Source organism: Streptomyces sp. NPDC028991 (assembly GCF_055564775.1).
In genome coordinates this window covers 45,612-60,574 of sequence record NZ_JBVHVP010000017.1, presented here as the reverse complement: position 1 = coordinate 60,574, position 14,963 = coordinate 45,612, and the positions used below count along the sequence as shown (strand labels likewise).

At 72.9% G+C, this 14,963-nt stretch carries 11 protein-coding genes; 3 read left to right on the top strand and 8 right to left on the bottom strand.

Going from position 1 to position 14,963, the window contains the following annotated elements; translation table 11 throughout:
- The first annotated feature begins 10 nt into the window (after positions 1-10).
- On the top strand, positions 11-385 hold the full coding sequence (locus tag ACZ4V1_RS27365; RefSeq protein WP_468340838.1) for a cupin domain-containing protein: 375 nt from the start codon (positions 11-13) through the stop codon (positions 383-385).
- A gap of 12 nt (positions 386-397) precedes the next feature.
- Here ACZ4V1_RS27365 and ACZ4V1_RS27360 read toward each other — a convergent pair whose 3' ends face one another.
- Both ACZ4V1_RS27360 and ACZ4V1_RS27355 read right to left on the bottom strand, forming a co-directional pair.
- A complete protein-coding gene (locus tag ACZ4V1_RS27360) occupies positions 398-1,366 on the bottom strand; it encodes a DNA polymerase Y family protein (protein WP_468340835.1) in 969 nt (322 codons plus the stop codon).
- Entirely contained in the window at positions 1,363-4,890 is a 3,528-nt protein-coding gene (locus tag ACZ4V1_RS27355; RefSeq protein ID WP_468341055.1) for a DNA polymerase III subunit alpha, read from the bottom strand. The genes ACZ4V1_RS27360 and ACZ4V1_RS27355 overlap by 4 nt, the downstream gene beginning before the upstream one ends.
- 152 nt (positions 4,891-5,042) lie before the next feature.
- Between ACZ4V1_RS27355 and ACZ4V1_RS27350 the strand changes: the two genes are divergently transcribed.
- Positions 5,043-6,101: an ABC-2 transporter permease gene (locus tag ACZ4V1_RS27350; protein ID WP_468340832.1), complete on the top strand. Its 1,059-nt coding sequence runs from the start codon at positions 5,043-5,045 to the stop codon at positions 6,099-6,101.
- A 213-nt stretch (positions 6,102-6,314) separates the two neighbouring features.
- Here the strand turns inward: ACZ4V1_RS27350 and ACZ4V1_RS27345 are convergent, their stop codons facing one another.
- The 4 genes from ACZ4V1_RS27345 to ACZ4V1_RS27330 form a co-directional block, all read right to left on the bottom strand.
- Positions 6,315-7,397, bottom strand: coding sequence for a S1 family peptidase (locus ACZ4V1_RS27345; protein WP_468340829.1), 1,083 nt, complete (start codon positions 7,395-7,397; stop codon positions 6,315-6,317).
- A 401-nt stretch (positions 7,398-7,798) separates the two neighbouring features.
- A complete protein-coding gene (locus ACZ4V1_RS27340; protein ID WP_468340826.1) occupies positions 7,799-8,704 on the bottom strand; it encodes a S1 family peptidase in 906 nt (301 codons plus the stop codon).
- Positions 8,705-8,909: 205 nt separating this feature from the next.
- Positions 8,910-9,695 (bottom strand): DUF1684 domain-containing protein, encoded by a 786-nt coding sequence (locus tag ACZ4V1_RS27335; protein WP_468340823.1) that lies wholly within the window; start codon positions 9,693-9,695, stop codon positions 8,910-8,912.
- Positions 9,696-9,723: 28 nt separating this feature from the next.
- Positions 9,724-10,923, bottom strand: coding sequence for a DUF5685 family protein (locus tag ACZ4V1_RS27330; protein ID WP_468340820.1), 1,200 nt, complete (start codon positions 10,921-10,923; stop codon positions 9,724-9,726).
- 289 nt (positions 10,924-11,212) lie between these two features.
- On the opposite strand from ACZ4V1_RS27330, the gene ACZ4V1_RS27325 reads away from it, so the two are divergent.
- Positions 11,213-11,650 carry a cell division protein SepF gene (locus ACZ4V1_RS27325; RefSeq protein ID WP_468340817.1) on the top strand — a complete coding sequence of 146 codons (438 nt, stop codon included), beginning with the start codon at positions 11,213-11,215 and terminating at the stop codon, positions 11,648-11,650.
- A gap of 111 nt (positions 11,651-11,761) precedes the next feature.
- Here ACZ4V1_RS27325 and ACZ4V1_RS27320 read toward each other — a convergent pair whose 3' ends face one another.
- Together ACZ4V1_RS27320 and ACZ4V1_RS27315 are read right to left on the bottom strand one after the other, a co-directional pair.
- Entirely contained in the window at positions 11,762-12,955 is a 1,194-nt protein-coding gene (locus ACZ4V1_RS27320; protein WP_468340814.1) for an acyl-CoA dehydrogenase family protein, read from the bottom strand.
- A gap of 188 nt (positions 12,956-13,143) precedes the next feature.
- Positions 13,144-14,742, bottom strand: coding sequence for an MFS transporter (locus tag ACZ4V1_RS27315; RefSeq protein ID WP_468340811.1), 1,599 nt, complete (start codon positions 14,740-14,742; stop codon positions 13,144-13,146).
- Positions 14,743-14,963: the final 221 nt, after the last annotated feature.

Below are 14,963 nucleotides of genomic sequence, written 5' to 3'. Positions count from 1 at the left end.
GGAGACCGCCATGCCCGTCGTCCGCTCGTCCGAAGCCGTGACCCACGAGATCCACGGCGCCCGTTTCGTCTCGTACGCCACTCCTCGCAGCGGCAGCAAGGAGCTGTGCGCCTGGCGGGGCGAGATCCCGGCGGGCACGAAGGCGCCCGCGCACACCGTCAACCGGGAGGAGATCCTCCACCTGCTCACCGGCGAACTGCTGATCGTCCTCGACGGCCGCGCCGAGCGCGTCACCGCGGGCGACACGGTGATCGTCAACGCGGGGGCGACCCTCGCCGTGGAGAACCCCACCGACCGGACCGCGACCTCCTGGGTGACCACCTCCGTCGGCCTGGAGGCGGAGCTGGCCGACGGCACCCGGATCACTCCTCCGTGGGCCAACTGACCCCCGGAGGCGTCATGCCGCCAGCGACCCCGGCATCACCGCCCTCGGTCCGAACTTCGCCCGCGCGCGGTCCGCGACCTCCTCGATCCGGCGGGCCTTCTCGTCCACGGGGTCGAAGGTGAGCTGGTGGGAGGCCTGCTCGGCGGGGGCGAGGCCCTCGGCGCGCAGGGCGATCGAGCGGACCCGGGCGCGCTGGAGGCCGAGCGCCTCGTACATGCCGTACGCGGCCCGGGTCAGGGCCGCCGAGTGGGCGGTCGGCTCCTTCAGGGTGCGGCTGCGGGTGGTCGCCGACCTGTCGGCGTAGCGCACGGTGAGGGTGAGGGTGCGGCACACCTTGTCCACGGCGCGCAGCCGGGTGCCCAGCTCCTCGGCGGCCGAGAGCAGGGCGCGGCGGTGCCGGCCGGGGTCGAGTTCGTCGCGGGTGAAGGGGCGTTCGGTGGCCAGGGAGCGGGAGACGCCGTTGGGGACGACCCGGCCGCGGTCGGTGCCGTTCGCCTTCTCGTGCAGCTCACGGCCGGCCTTCGCGCCGACCAGGCGCTGGAGCGTGGACAAGGGCGCGGCGGCGACCCGGCCGAGGGTGTCGAGGCCGTACTCGCACAGGGTGCGGGCGGTCGCGGCGCCGACGCCGGGCAGCGCGGCGACGGGCTTGCCGGCGAGGAACTCCCGCACCTCGCCCTCGGGTACCGCACGGGTCAGCCCCGGCCGGGCGTCCCGCAGGGCCATCCGGGCCAGCATCGGGCCCGGCCCGGCGCCGGTCACGCAGTCGACGCCGTACAGCGCGAGGGCGCGGACGCGGATCACCGAGGCCAGTTCCACGGCGTCGCGCCCGAAGTACCGCTCGGCGCCCCGCAGATCGGCCAGCGCCCCGTCCGGCGGCAGCGCCTCGACGACCGGCGTGAACTCCTCCAGCAATCCGAGCAGCTGGGGCAGGGCCGCCTCGTACATCGGCGGCAGCTGGAAACGTACGCAGAGAATCGTCATCCCGCACTCCCCGGGCTCTGGTGCCACAACTTCCTTCCCACCGCGGGCCCTTCGCCCGCCGGGCGCAGATCGGCCCATGGATGCATCTCGTACCCCGTGGACATGCGGATGCTCCGCTGCCGCTCCATCGGGTCCTGGGCCGCGGAACCCGTCGGCGCCGGCTGCCCGTCCGAACCGGCCAGGCGACTGCGCGCCGGACCGCCCTCGGGGTCGTCGCCCTGGGCCCCGCCGGTTCCGGCCAGCCGGGCCGCGACGCCCTCCAGCCCCTCCTCCCGGCGCACCTCCAGCAGGCCGGCGAGGTTCCAGGCGGCGGAGCCCACCACACTGAGGCTGCGCGGTCCGCGCCGCTGCACCACCCCCCGCACCAGCAGCAGCCAGGAGTGGAAGACGGTGTGCGCGCAGGCGTCGTGCGAGTCGCCGAAGAAGGCGAGGTCGACCAGGCCGGTGCCGTCGTCGAGGGTGGAGAAGATAACCCGGCGGCCGGAGCGGATCGGCGGTGTCTGGGTGGCCGCCTTGGCGCCCGCGACCAGCACCGTCTCCCCGTGCCGGGCCTCGCGCAGCCGCTTGGCCGACACCACGCCCAGCTCGTCCAGGAAGGTGCGGTGGTCGTCCATCAGGTTGCGCGAGGCGTCCATGGAGAGCACGCCCAGTTCGGCGCTGAGTCTCTCCGCCGAGGTGAGGTCGGGGAGTCCGGCCGGAGCGGTCTTCCGTCCGCCGGACAGGGGGAGCTGGTCGCCGCGCCCGGCCCGGGCGCCGCGGTGCAGCTCGGTCAGGTGCAGTTGCAGGTCGCGGCGATTGGCGCCGAACGCGTCCAGCGCGCCGACCTGGGCGAGCCGTCCGGCCAGCGGCCTGCTGGGGCGGGCCCGTTCCCAGAAGTCGAGCAGGGAGGCGTACGGCTGCCCCTCGGCGATCCGCGCCGCCTCGGCCTCGCTGATGCCGTGCACGTCCAAGAGGGCGAGGCGCAGGCCCCACACCTTCGCCCGACGCGGAGATTCACACACCAGTTCGATCCTGTGTGCGGCCCCCGACTTGTTCACGTCCAACGGCAGGATCGGCACCCCGCGCCGCCGCGCGTCCGCCAGCAGCAGCCGCTTCGGGTACATGCCGGGGTCGTGGGTGAGCAGCCCCGCATAGAAGGCGGCCGGGTGATGGGCCTTCAGCCACGCCGACTGGTACGTCGGCACGGCGAAGGCGACCGCGTGCGCCTTGCAGAAGCCGTACGAACCGAAGGCCTCGACGATCTCCCAGGTCCGCTGAATCGTTTCCGCGTCGTACCCGTTCGCCGCCGCGTGCTGCGCGAACCACACCTTGATCCGCCCCTGCGACTCCGGGTCGGACAGCCCGCGCCGCACGCGGTCGGCCTCACCGCGCCCGCAGCCGGTCATGATGTCCACGATGTCGATGATCTGCTCGTGGAAGACGACGACTCCGTGCGTGCCCTCCAGCGGCTCCGACAGGTTCTCGTGCGGGTAGCGCACCGGCGCCCGCCCGTGCCGGGCCTCGATGAACGGCCGCACCATGTCGGCGGCGACCGGGCCGGGCCTGAAGAGCGAGATGTCGACGACCAGGTCGTGGAAGGTGGCCGGCTGGAGCCTGCCGACCAGGTCCCGCTGCCCCGGCGACTCGATCTGGAAGCAGCCCAGCGTCTCGGTGGAGCGGATCAGCCGGTACGTCGCCGGATCGCCGTCCGGCACCGCGTCCAGGTCCACCTCGGCGCCCGTCGCCCGCTTCACCTCGGCGACCGCGTGTGCCATCGCCGACTGCATCCGCACGCCGAGCACGTCCAGCTTGAGCAGGCCGAGGTCCTCCACGTCGTCCTTGTCGAACTGCGCCATGGGGAAGCCCTCACCGCTGGTCGGCATGACCGGCGTACGGGAGAGCAGGGAGGCGTCCGACAGCAGCACTCCGCAGGGGTGCATGGCGACGCCGCGCGGAAGGGCGTCGAGGCCCTCCACCAGCTCCCAGAGCTTCCCGTACTTCTCCTTCTCCCCCGCCAGCCGCCTCAGCTCGGGCAACTCCTCCAGCGCGGCGCGGGCGTCGCGGGCGCGGATGTGCGGGAAGGACTTGGCGACGCGGTCGATCTCGGCCGGGTCCATGGACAGGGCGGCGCCCACGTCGCGGATGGCATGGCGCACGCGGTACGTCTCCGGCATCGCGACCGTGGCCACCCGCTCGGTGCCGAAGCGGCCGATGATCGCGCGGTAGACCTCCAGGCGGCGCGCGGACTCCACGTCGATGTCGATGTCGGGCAGCACGACCCGCTCCCTGGACAGGAAGCGCTCCATCAGCAGCCCGTGTTCGACCGGGTCGGCGTGCGCGATGCCGAGGAGGTGGTTGACGAGCGAGCCCGCGCCGGAGCCGCGCGCGGCGACCCGGATGCCCATGTCCCGTACGTCGTCCACGACCTGGGCGACGGTGAGGAAGTACGAGGCGAAGCCGTGGTGGGCGATGATGTCCAGCTCGTGGTGCATCCGCTCCCAGTACGCGCGGCGCCGGTCGTAGCCGCGCAGCACCATGCCCGCCGCCGCCCGGGAGGCGAGCGCGCGCTGGGCGGTGCGGCGGCCGGCTCCCACGAGGTGCGGTTCGGGGAAGTGGACGGCGCCCATGCCGAGGTCGTCCTCGGGGTCGACCAGGCACTCGGCGGCCGTCGCCTGCGTCTGCTCCAGCAGGCGGTGGGCCACCTCGCGCCGGAAGCCCGCGGACTCGACGATCCGCTCGGCGGCGTGCCGCATGGCGCCCGGGTCCTTGAGCCAGGCCTCGCCGGAGTCCAGTTCCCTGGTGGCGTCGACGGGGACCAGGCGGCGGGCGGCGTCCAGGACGTCGGCGACCGGGCCCTGGCCGGGGTCGGCGTAGCGGACGGCGTTGCCGAGCACCGGCCGGATTCCCTGCTCGGCCGCGAAGCCGACGGTGCGGGCGGCCAGGCGCAGAGAGCCGGGGCCGGTCCCTTCGCGGCCGTGCCAGACGGCCTCCAGGCGCAGGGCGTCGCCGTAGACCTCCCGCCAGGGGGCGAGGAGCCGGACGGCTCGGTCGGGGCGGCCGGCGGCGAGGGCGCGGCCGACGTCGGAGTCGGGGCCGAGCAGGACGGTCAGGCCGTCGGCGTGGTTGTCGGCCCAGGACAGCAGGGGGGTGCCCTCGGCCGTGTGGGCGGCTGAGACGAGGCGGCACAGGCCGGCCCAGCCGCGGGCGCCGTCCCGGGCGAGGAAGGTCACCCGCGGGGCCGACTCGTCGACGAAGGCGCCTCCGCGCACGGGGACGCGGTGCCGCTCCCGGCGCGCGGAGGTCTCCGTGCGTCCCGCTTCGGGCTCGGGGGCGGCCAACGCCAGCTCCGCGCCGAACAGCGGACGGACGCCCGCCTTCGCGCAGGCCTTGGCGAAACGGACCGTGCCCGCGAGGGTGTCGCGGTCGGTGAGGGCGAGGGCGTCCATGCCCCGCTCGAAGGCGCGCTCGGCCAGCCGCTCCGGGTGGGAGGCGCCGTAGCGGGCGGAGAACCCGGAGACGGTGTGCAGATGCGTGAAACCCGGCACACGCACCTCCGATCTCATGAACCCGACGCCTTATCGAACGTCTGTTCCCAACTACCTCACCCCCACCATAGACCAATTTTCGAATGTGTGTGCGACATCCGTTCGGCCCCGCCCCACCTGCGCAAACGCCCGCCGGCCCGGACCGTGGGGACATGTCGCACACCCCGGTCACCGACCGCCGCGGCGGCTCCTTCCTCGGTGAGGTGAAGGACGCCGTCACCCCGCGGGCCACCCTGCTCGTACTCGGCGTGATCGCGCTCCAGCTGCTGTTCATCGCCTCCTATGTGGGGGCACTGCACGACCCGAAGCCGAAGGACGTGCCCTTCGGGGTGGTCGCGCCCCCGGCCGCCGCCGAACGGACGGTGAGCAGACTGGAGCGGCTGCCCGGGTCGCCGCTGGATCCGCGCCCCGTGGCCGACGCGGCGAGCGCCCGGCGGCAGATCGAGAACCGGGAGATCGACGGTGCCCTGGTCGTCGACCCCTCCGGCCGCACCGACACCCTGCTGGTCGCCTCCGGTGGCGGCACCGTCCTCGCCACCACCCTGGAGGGCTTGGTCACCAAGGTGGAGCGGGCCGAGGACCGTACGGTGCGGACCGTCGACGTGGCCCCGGCCTCCGCCGACGACTTCGACGGCCTGTCGTCCTTCTACCTGGTCGTCGGCTGGTGCGTCGGCGGCTATCTGTGCGCCTCGATCCTGGCGATCAGCACCGGCGCCCGGCCCGCCAATCCGCGCCGCGCGGCGATCCGGCTGATCGTGATGGCCCTGGTGTCGATCGTCGGCGGGCTCGGCGGCGCGGTGATCATCGGGCCGGTCCTGGGCGCGCTGCCCGGCAGCGTGGTGGATCTGTGGGGGCTCGGCGCGCTGATCACGTTCGCCGTGGGCGCGGCCACCCTCGCACTCCAGGGCGTCTTCGGGATCGTCGGCATCGGACTGGCGATCCTGCTCGTGGTGATCGCGGGCAACCCGAGCGCGGGCGGCGCCTTCCCGCTGCCGATGCTGCCGCCGTTCTGGAAGGGGATCGGCCCCTGGCTGCCACCGGGCGCGGGCACCTGGGCGGCCCGCTCGATCGCCTACTTCAAGGGCAACGACACGACCGTCTCCCTGCTGGTGCTGTGGGCGTGGGCGGTCGCGGGGACGGTGATCACGATCCTGGCGGCCGCGCTGCGCCGCAGTCGGCAGGAGGCCGAGCTGCCCACCCAGGCCGGCTGACCCACGGGGCCGGCCGGCCCGCAGACCGGCCGACCCGCAGACCCGCAGACCCGCAGACCCGCAGACCGGCCGATCCGCAGACCCGCCGATCCGCAGACCCGCCGCACGCAGGCGGAGGCCCCTTCGCACACACGCGGAGCCCTCTCCCGCACACACGCGGAAGTCCCGCCCCTCGCGCGCGGGACGGGACTTCTGCTTGCGATGTGTGTGCGCTCAGCCGATCTGCGTACCGGTGGCCGACAGGGCCTCCGTCACCGGCTGGAAGAAGGTCTCGCCGCCGGAGGCGCAGTCGCCGCTGCCGCCGGAGGTGAGGCCGACCGCCTGGTCGCCCGAGAAGAGCGAGCCGCCGCTGTCGCCGGGCTCGGCGCAGACGTCGGTCTGGATCAGGCCGTTGACGATGTCGCCGTTGCCGTAGTTCACGGTGGCGTCCAGGCCGGTGACCGTGCCGGAGTGCACCTGGGTGGTGGAGCCGCTGCGGGTCACCTCCATGCCGACGGTGGCGTCGGTGGCACCCGCGATGGCCTGGGAGGAGCCGTCGTAGAGGTTCACCTCGCTCGGGTGGTCCACCCCGGCGGCGTACTTGACGAGGCCGTAGTCGTCGTCCGGGAAGCTGGACGCCTCGTTCTCGCCGATCACGTTCCCGGAGGAGTCCGACCAGCTCGTGATGCCCTCGGTGCAGTGGCCGGCGGTGAGGAAGTACGGCTCCCCGCCCTTGGTCACGTTGAAGCCGAGGGAGCAGCGCCCGCCGTTGCCGGTGATGGCGTCGCCGCCCGCGACGAAGGGCTTGTACTCACCCTTGGTCCGCTTGAGCTCGGCCTTGGCGCCGAGCTCGTCGACCACCTTGGTCAGCTTGGCCCACTCGGCCTTCGAGACCGTGCGGTCGGCGGTGACGACGACCTTGTTGGTGGTCGGGTCGGTCGCCCAGGAGGTGCCCGGGATGGTGGCGTCCTCGGTGAGGGTGGTGCGCGCGCTCTTCAGTTCGGCGAGCGAGTTCTCGACGACTCTCGCCTTGGCGCCGGCCTCCTCGACGGTCTGTGCGGCGGCCTCGTCGAGCACGTTGACCACGAGGCTCTTCGCCTGTGCGTCGTAGTAGGTGCCCGCCGCGTCGGTGCCGAGGTCGCCGAGCAGCGTGGAGGCGAGCTTTCCGGCCGCCGTGACCGACAGGGTCTCGGGGGCGGAGGCCTTCGGGGCCTCGCTGGCGTTCGCACTCTGGAAGGTGACTCCCGCGGCGACCAGTGCGGTGATACCCGCGCCGATCACGGCGGCCCGCCGCCTGGGTATGCGTCGGTGCTTCAACTCATGTCCTCCTGTGGGGGGTCGGCCCGGGAGGTTGTGGAGACCTCGCGGACCGGAAGGCTGGTTGACGAGCGCTAACTCTCCCAACCCCACAGGGGGCACACAAGGTCGACTTCAGGACGTGCGCACGACAACTTCAGCCCGCACACACGTCCTTCACCATTCATGTCCCGTCCAGCAGGATTCGCGCGGTGAACACTCCAGCAAACGCTACGAGCGAGTAGCCGGGGACCGGACGGCAAGGTTCGGCCCTGTCTCGAATTCGCCTCTTGCGCACAGGGTTCCGAGTGTGCGTCTACACGCGGTGGCGGCACCCCGGCGCGGGCAAGGGGGAGCCCCCGCACACCGGTTGGTGTGCGGGGGCCCGTGATCCGTCGGCTGCGTTCCGTTGAACGGCCGGACTAGTAGACGCTGACGCCGTAGGCGCTCAGGGCCTCCGTGACCGGCTGGAAGAACGTCGTACCGCCGGAACGGCAGTTGCCGCTGCCGCCGGAGGTGAGACCGTACGCAGTGCCGTTGCTGCCGTAGAGCGGGCCACCCGAGTCGCCGGGCTCGGCGCAGACCGTGGTCTGGATCAGCCCGCCGACGACGTCGCCGCCGCCGTAGTTGACGGTGGCGTTCAGGGCGGTGACCCGCCCGCTGTGGGTGCCGGTGGTGGAACCGTCACGGATGACGGTGGTGCCCACGCTCGGGGTGGCCGCACGGGTGATGTCCACGCCGTTCGCGGTGCCGGGCCTGCTGACCGACCCCGAGTACCGCACGATGCCGTAGTCGTTGCCCGGGAAGCTGGAACCGGCCGTCGAGCCGATGACCGACGTGCGCCCGGAGTTGGAGTACCAGGTGCCCGCGCCGTCGGTGCAGTGACCGGCGGTCAGGAAGTACTCGGCGCCGCTGCTGCTGCGGACGTTGAAGCCCAGGGAGCAGCGCCAGCTGCTCGCGTAGATGGCGTCGCCGCCCTGGATGAGCTTGTTGAACGTGCCGGGGGTGCGCTTGACCGTGAGCGCGCCGGCCTTGTCGCCGGCCTGCTTCTTGATCTTCGCGATCTCGGCCTGGGAGACCGTGCTGTCGACCGTGAGAAGCACCCGGCCGGACTTGCTGTCGACGGCCCAGGCGGTGCCCGGGACGTCCGCCTCGAGCACCGCGCCGCTGGCGCTGCCCAGCTCGGCGGCGCTGAAGGTGGCCGGGGTGGGTGCGGCGTTCGCGCTGGGGATCGCGATCGCCGCCGCGGCCACGATGCCGGTGGATACGGCGATCAGCCGGGTCCGTCTCGTGATGCCGCTGCGGGGGGTGGTGCGCTTGATCCTCACTTTTCGTTCCTCCACGGGGGAAGTCGGGGGCCCTCTTTGTGGGGTTGGGCCCGTGAGGCGCAGTCAGGGGTGGACGTCCGGGTTCCAAATGCGTCGTGCCCCTGACAAGCGCTGAGGTTGGAGTATTCGGCCGAACGACCGGTCGGCGCAAGAGTGCCTTTCGGCCGTCAACCTTTGAACGACTTCCGTCGACCCCCGGCGGACCTCAGCGCGGTTCGCGTTCCCCGGCCTCGATACGGGCGTCCAGCGTGTTCCCCGGCGGCGGAAAGGGACAGACGAAGTGGTCGGCGAACGCGCACGGCGGCAGCAGCGCCCGGTTGAAGTCGACCACCGTACGGCCCTCGGCGTCCGGCGCGGCCGGGCGCAGGAACCGGAAGCGGTAACTGGTGCTTGGGCTGGTGGCGTCGGCAAAGACGGCCCACAGCGAGCCGTCCGGCTCGACGCTCACCTGGAGCGTGCGGCGCCGCCCCTCCAGGATGAAGGACAGCTCACCGCCGAGACCGAGCCCGCGCTCCCGTCCGTCCGCGTTCGGCACCCGCACGCCGCGCCGCCCGGTGGCGTACGGCGTGCAGCGCCCCGGCACCGACCAGCGCGGATCGTGGGGCGTGGCCGCGATGCCCCGGAACGCCCGGCGCGCCCCGGCGGCCGGGTCGAAGTCGCGCACGCCCCACACGCCCTCGCGCAGCAGGACGACGATCCGCCGCTCGCCGTAGGCCACCCGGGCCGCGCTCGCCGGTCCCGGGTCGGCCGTGAGCCGTACCTCACCGTCGAGGGGCAGTCCGTCCGCGGTGAGCCCGGCCGTTCCGGTGGCCGTCAGCAGTACCGCGTCGCCGTCCGCCGACCAGTTCCCGGGGATGTCCGGAAGTTGCCCGTCCGGATAGTCCTCCAGCCAGTACGTGCCGGTCAGCGCGAGCGGCCCGTACGGCGCCGACACCGCCGCGACACGCTGCTCGTGCCACCGCTTCCACTCGGCGGATGCGTCCGTCGTCATGGGGGCGACCCTCGCACACCGGACCGCCTCAGCAGCTGCAGCCGCAGTCGCAGCCGTCGCACCCGCACCCGTCGTCACCGCAGCAGTTGCCGCAGCACTCGCAGCAACTGCAGCAGTCGCCGCACCCGCTGCAGTCGCAGTTGGTGCACGAACCCTCCTTCGGCTCCCCGCTCCAGGGGTCGTGGTACGTGCCGCAGCACAGCTGGCACGTACAGGCCAGCCCCAGCCACACGGCGCACCCCGCGAGCAGTCCGCGCCGGTCGCGGCGGGGCGGCTCCGGAGGCGTCGGCCCACCCGGCCCACCCGGGGCTCCGGGAGTGCCGGGCGGGGCGTACGGGTGGCTGCCGTGGGCGCAGGAGGCGGTGCCGAAGGCGCGGTCGACGGAGTTGCCCAGCTCGTGCACGAGCAGCCGGTGCACCAGCCGGCCGTCACCGAACTCGGCCTCGCGCAGTGCGAGCCGTATCCCGTGCACGGCGTCGTCCGCCAGCCGCCGGGCCCGCGTGAGCGAGGTCCCCGTGGCGGTGAGCGGGTTCCAGGCGCCCGACGCGGCGTCAGCTTCTTTGTCCTCCACGGCGTCGAGGAGATGGGCGAGCCGGCCGAAGAGGCGTCCGGCCTCGGCGAGCGGCTCCGCGTTGCGCGGCCGCCCGGCGAGGTGGGCGGTGTGCGCGAACGCGGCGGCGGTCGCGGTCTCGGTCGGCTCCGTGACGGTGAGCAGGGGCGTCCCGGGCCCGGCAAGCGCCTCGATACCGCCCTGCCGGTCCACGGCGTCGACCAGTACGGCGGTGTCGAACCCGACGGCACTCCCGCCCCGGGCCCCGGCGGCGTCCCAGCCGCCGGCGATCCGGCGGGCGGCGAGGGCCACCGGCCGACGGGCCAGCAGTCCGTCCCGGTCGGCGACGTGGTCGCGCACCTTGGCGGAGGCCAGTACCAGGGACACGGCCGCCGCGAGCCGGGCGCCGTCACCGTGCGCGACGGACGCGGTGCGCATCCCGCGCAGCGGACACGGCCCGGCCGTACGCCGCCCGGCACCCCTGTCCGCCCCGGCACCACGGCCGGCCTGAGCCTCCGTCAAAACCGATATGAGCAGCCCGTCATAGTTCGTCACGATCCGAGCGAACTGGCCGTGATCCTTGCGCAGGGCGAGGCACAACCCGCACAAATGCGCCATCCACTGACTCGTGAGGCTTTCCCCGAGCCGGTGCCTGCAAGGCCTGACGATTCCGAACACGACATTCCCCCGTGGTCCGTACGACGTTGAGCTGCGGCATCGTATCGACCGTCGCGTTCACCCGTACGCACCCCGCCTCACCCGTCCGCCGGGAAGAATCATATTTCACTCACAGTCAGCATCCGTTTGGGAAACGACCCTTGGGACACAAGGACTCTCGACGGATTCGCTGTGCACCAGTACCGTCACAAACCCCCCGGGCGGCGTCTATCCACTTGGCGCGACGTCCGCATCATGGATGACCATAGGGATGCGGAAGCACGAAAGACCGCTGTGAGAGGAGGCGTCCATGGGATCGGTACGCAAGGCGAGTGCGTGGCTCGGCCTCGTCGACGACAACGATGACGAGCGTTACTACGACGACGACTACACCGAGGGCACCGAGTCCGGGGACGCCTGGGTCACGGACCCGCGGGTGAAGGTGGCCTCGGACGTGGCCGAGGAGAAGGGCCGCCGCATCGCGACCGTCACCCCGGACAGCTTCCGGGACGCACGGTCCATCGGCGAGCTGTTCCGGGACGGGGTCCCGGTCATCATGAACCTGACGGCCATGGAGGCCACCGACGCCAAGCGGGTGGTCGACTTCGCGGCCGGACTGATCTTCGGTCTGCGCGGTTCGATCGAGCGGGTGTCCACCCGGGTGTTCCTGCTCAGCCCGGCCGACACCCAGGTCATCAGCGGCGAGCCGGCCGCGCACCGTTCCGACGGTTTCTTCAACCAGAGCTGAGGCGGGGCCGCACACCACAGCCCCGCACCGCCGGTCTACCGGGTCCACCGGGCCCACCGGCCCGCCGGGTCCACCGGGTCCGCCGGGTCCACCGGGTCCGCCGCCGGAGTCCTACCGGAAGGCGTCGAGTCCGGTGAGCGCCTTGCCCAGCACCAGCTGGTGCATCTCGACGGTGCCCTCGTAGGTGAGCACCGATTCCAGGTTCGTCGCGTGCCGCATCACGGGGTACTCGAGGGAGATCCCGTTGGCCCCGAGGATCGTGCGGGCCGTACGGCAGATGTCGATGGCCTCGCGTACGTTGTTGAGCTTGCCGAAGCTGACCTGCTCGGGACGCAGGCGGCCGGCGTCCATGCGCCGCCCCAGGTGGTGGGCGAGCAGAATCCCCTTGTGCAGTTCGACCGCCATGTCGGCGAGCTTGGCCTGGGTCAGCTGGAACCCTCCGATGGGCCGCCCGAACTGCTCCCGCGTCTTCGCGTACTCCACGGCCGCCTCGAAGGAGCTGCGGGCCGCGCCCATCGCGCCCCAGACGATGCCGTAGCGGGCGTGGGAGAGGCAGCTGAGCGGTCCGCGCAGACCGGTCGCCTCCGGCAGCACGGCGTCGGCGGGCAGCCGTACGCCGTCGAGGACGAGCTCGCTGGTGACGCTGGCGCGCAGCGACCACTTGTGCTTGATCTCGGGCGCGGAGAAGCCGGGGCTGTCGGTGGGCACGACGAAGCCGCGGATTCCCTCCTCGGTCTGCGCCCAGACGACGGCGACACCGGCCACCGACCCGTTGGTGATCCACATCTTGCGCCCGTCGAGCACCCAGTCCCCGCCGCCCTCGCGCTTGGCGTGGGTGCGCATGTTGGCGGGGTCCGAGCCGTGGTCGGGCTCGGTCAGCCCGAAGCAGCCGATGACCTCGCCGGCGGCCATGCGCGGCAGCCAGGCCCGCTTCTGCGCCTCGCTGCCGAAGCGGTGGATGGCGTACATGGCGAGGGAGCCCTGCACGGAGACGAGCGAGCGGATGCCGGAGTCGGCCGCCTCCAGCTCCAGGCAGGCGAGCCCGTACTGCACGGCACTCGCGCCGGCGCAGCCGTAGCCCTCGAGCGACATGCCGAGCGCGCCGAGGGAGCCCAGTTCGCGGGCGAGGTCCCGGATGCCGGGCAGCTCGCCGCTCTCGTACCACTGCGCGATGTACGGCAGCACGCGGTCCGTGGCCCAGGTGCGAACGGTGTCCCGGACCGCCAGGTCCTCCGGTTCGAGGAGGTCGTCGACGCCGAGGGGGTCGGCGGGGTCGAACGCGGGCAACTTGGGGGACGAGGCCATGGGACACCCTCCGGGACTGTGAAAACTAGCGCTGCTAGTCGCGGTTCCGTGCCGACGTTACGATGCGGCGCCTCGCACGTCCACCGTGCCACTCCCCCGGCGGCGCGCCCCCGCCGGCGACGTCCACCCGATGCCGTCCACCCGGTGACGCACGGCGAACGGGTGCGCGCGGCGGGAGACCGAACCGCTCACACGGAGACGCGTGACTCCACCGCGTCCCGAGGCGCCGGCACGGAAACCGCGTCGCACTGCATAACCCGCGGCAACCGCAACGCCATCACCGCGCCCAGCAACAACAATCCCGCACTCACCACCAACGTCACGTGCAGCCCATGCACGAACGCATCGGCGGCCGCCCGCCGCAGAGCGACCCCCGCAGGCCCCCCGAGCTGCGCGGCAACCTCGTACGCCTCCCCCAGCGAATGCCCCGCCGCCACCGACGCCGGCGCCGGCACCCCGGGCACTCCACCCGCCAGCCCGGGCGCGTACGCCGCGTTCATCACGCTGCCCAGCAGCGCGATCCCGATCCCGGCACCCAGCTGGTACGACGTCTCCCCGATCGCCGCCGCCCCGCCGGCCTGCTCCTGCGGCGCCTCGCTCAGCATCGACTCGTACGCCCCGAAGAGCGTGGTCTCCAGCCCGAAGCCGAGCAGCACGAACCCGGACAGCATCAGGGCGCAGTTGTCGGCCCGGCCCATCGCCGTCAGCAGCAGCACCGCCACGGCCGTCAGGCAGAACCCGGCGCACACCATCCGGCGCGGCCCGAACCGCCGCAGCAGCCGCGCGCCCGCCAGCCCCGCCGCCATCGCCGCGAAGGTCAGCGGCACCAGCCGCAGCCCGGTCTCCAGCGGGGACAGCCCGAGCACCAGTTGCAGATACTGGGCCGCGATCAGCTCCAGGCCCACCAGCGCCAGCATCGCCAGCACGATGCACCCCACCGACGTACTGAACGCCGGCCGCCGGAACATCTCCAGGTCCACCAGCGGATGCGCACGCCGTCGCTGCCGCCGTACGAAGGCGACCAGCAGGGCCGCGCCCACCACCAGCGGCAGCACGGTGAACACGCTCGCCACCGGATCCCCGCCGCCCAGCCGCTTCACGCCCAGGACGACGCCGAACAGGCCGCCCGCCGCCATCAGCGCGCCGGCCACGTCCCAGGGCCCGCGGCCGTCGCCCTTGGACTCGGGCAGCAGCAGCCGCCCCACCGGGAGGCTGACCAGCATCAGCGGGATGTTGACGAGGAAGACCGAGCCCCACCAGAAGTGCTCCAGCAGGAAGCCGCCGAGCAGCGGGCCGACCGCCGCGCCGACCGCGGCCACGGCGCTCCAGATGCCGATGGCCAGCGCCCGCTCCCGCCGGTCGGGGAAGACCTGGCGCAGGATCGACAGGGTCGCCGGCATGATCATCGCGCCGCCGACGCCGAGCAGCGCGCGGGCCGCGATCAGCACCTGGGCGCTGTCGGCGAGGGCCGCGAACGCGGAGGCGACGCCGAAGAGCGCGTAGCCGAGCAGGAGGACCCGTCTGCGGCCCACCCGGTCGCCCAGCGTGCCGAACAGGATCAGCAGCGAGGCGCAGACGAGCGGGTAGACGTCGACGATCCAGAGCAGTTCGATCGCACCGGGCCGCAGGTCCTCGGTGACGGCGGGGACCGCCACGTGCAGCACGGTCGCGTCGACGGCGACGAGCAGCAGGCTGACGCAGAGGACGACCAGGACCACCCAGCGGTTGGCACCGGCCCCGGCCGCCCGACGGCGCAGCGCGGCGGCAGCCGTGGTCGTCCCGGACATGTACGTACCTCCAAGATGTTCCCTCGCGTCCGGCGGGCTGCGCGGGGTGGGGACTCCCCTGCGGCTCGGCCGGAGAGGAGCGGGGGCTCCGGGCCGTGCAACGGAACGCGAGTGACTCGCCAGAGTACGCGAGAGAGGGCATCGCACACGTGGCGGGCCTCACACATCCCCCGTCACCTGTGTGGCATGCGCCACTGCGGCCGCCGTCCCCGCTGCCCCGG

Bases quoted from the DNA above. Each gene is read 5' to 3' on its own strand.
- ACZ4V1_RS27325 (WP_468340817.1), top strand. From the start codon at position 11,213: ATGGGATCGGTACGCAAGGCGAGTGCGTGGCTCGGCCTCGTCGACGAC.
- ACZ4V1_RS27315 (WP_468340811.1), bottom strand. From the start codon at position 14,742: ATGTCCGGGACGACCACGGCTGCCGCCGCGCTGCGCCGTCGGGCGGCC.
- ACZ4V1_RS27350 (WP_468340832.1), top strand. From the start codon at position 5,043: ATGTCGCACACCCCGGTCACCGACCGCCGCGGCGGCTCCTTCCTCGGT.
- ACZ4V1_RS27360 (WP_468340835.1), bottom strand. From the start codon at position 1,366: ATGACGATTCTCTGCGTACGTTTCCAGCTGCCGCCGATGTACGAGGCG.
- ACZ4V1_RS27320 (WP_468340814.1), bottom strand. From the start codon at position 12,955: ATGGCCTCGTCCCCCAAGTTGCCCGCGTTCGACCCCGCCGACCCCCTC.
- ACZ4V1_RS27335 (WP_468340823.1), bottom strand. From the start codon at position 9,695: ATGACGACGGACGCATCCGCCGAGTGGAAGCGGTGGCACGAGCAGCGT.
- ACZ4V1_RS27365 (WP_468340838.1), top strand. From the start codon at position 11: ATGCCCGTCGTCCGCTCGTCCGAAGCCGTGACCCACGAGATCCACGGC.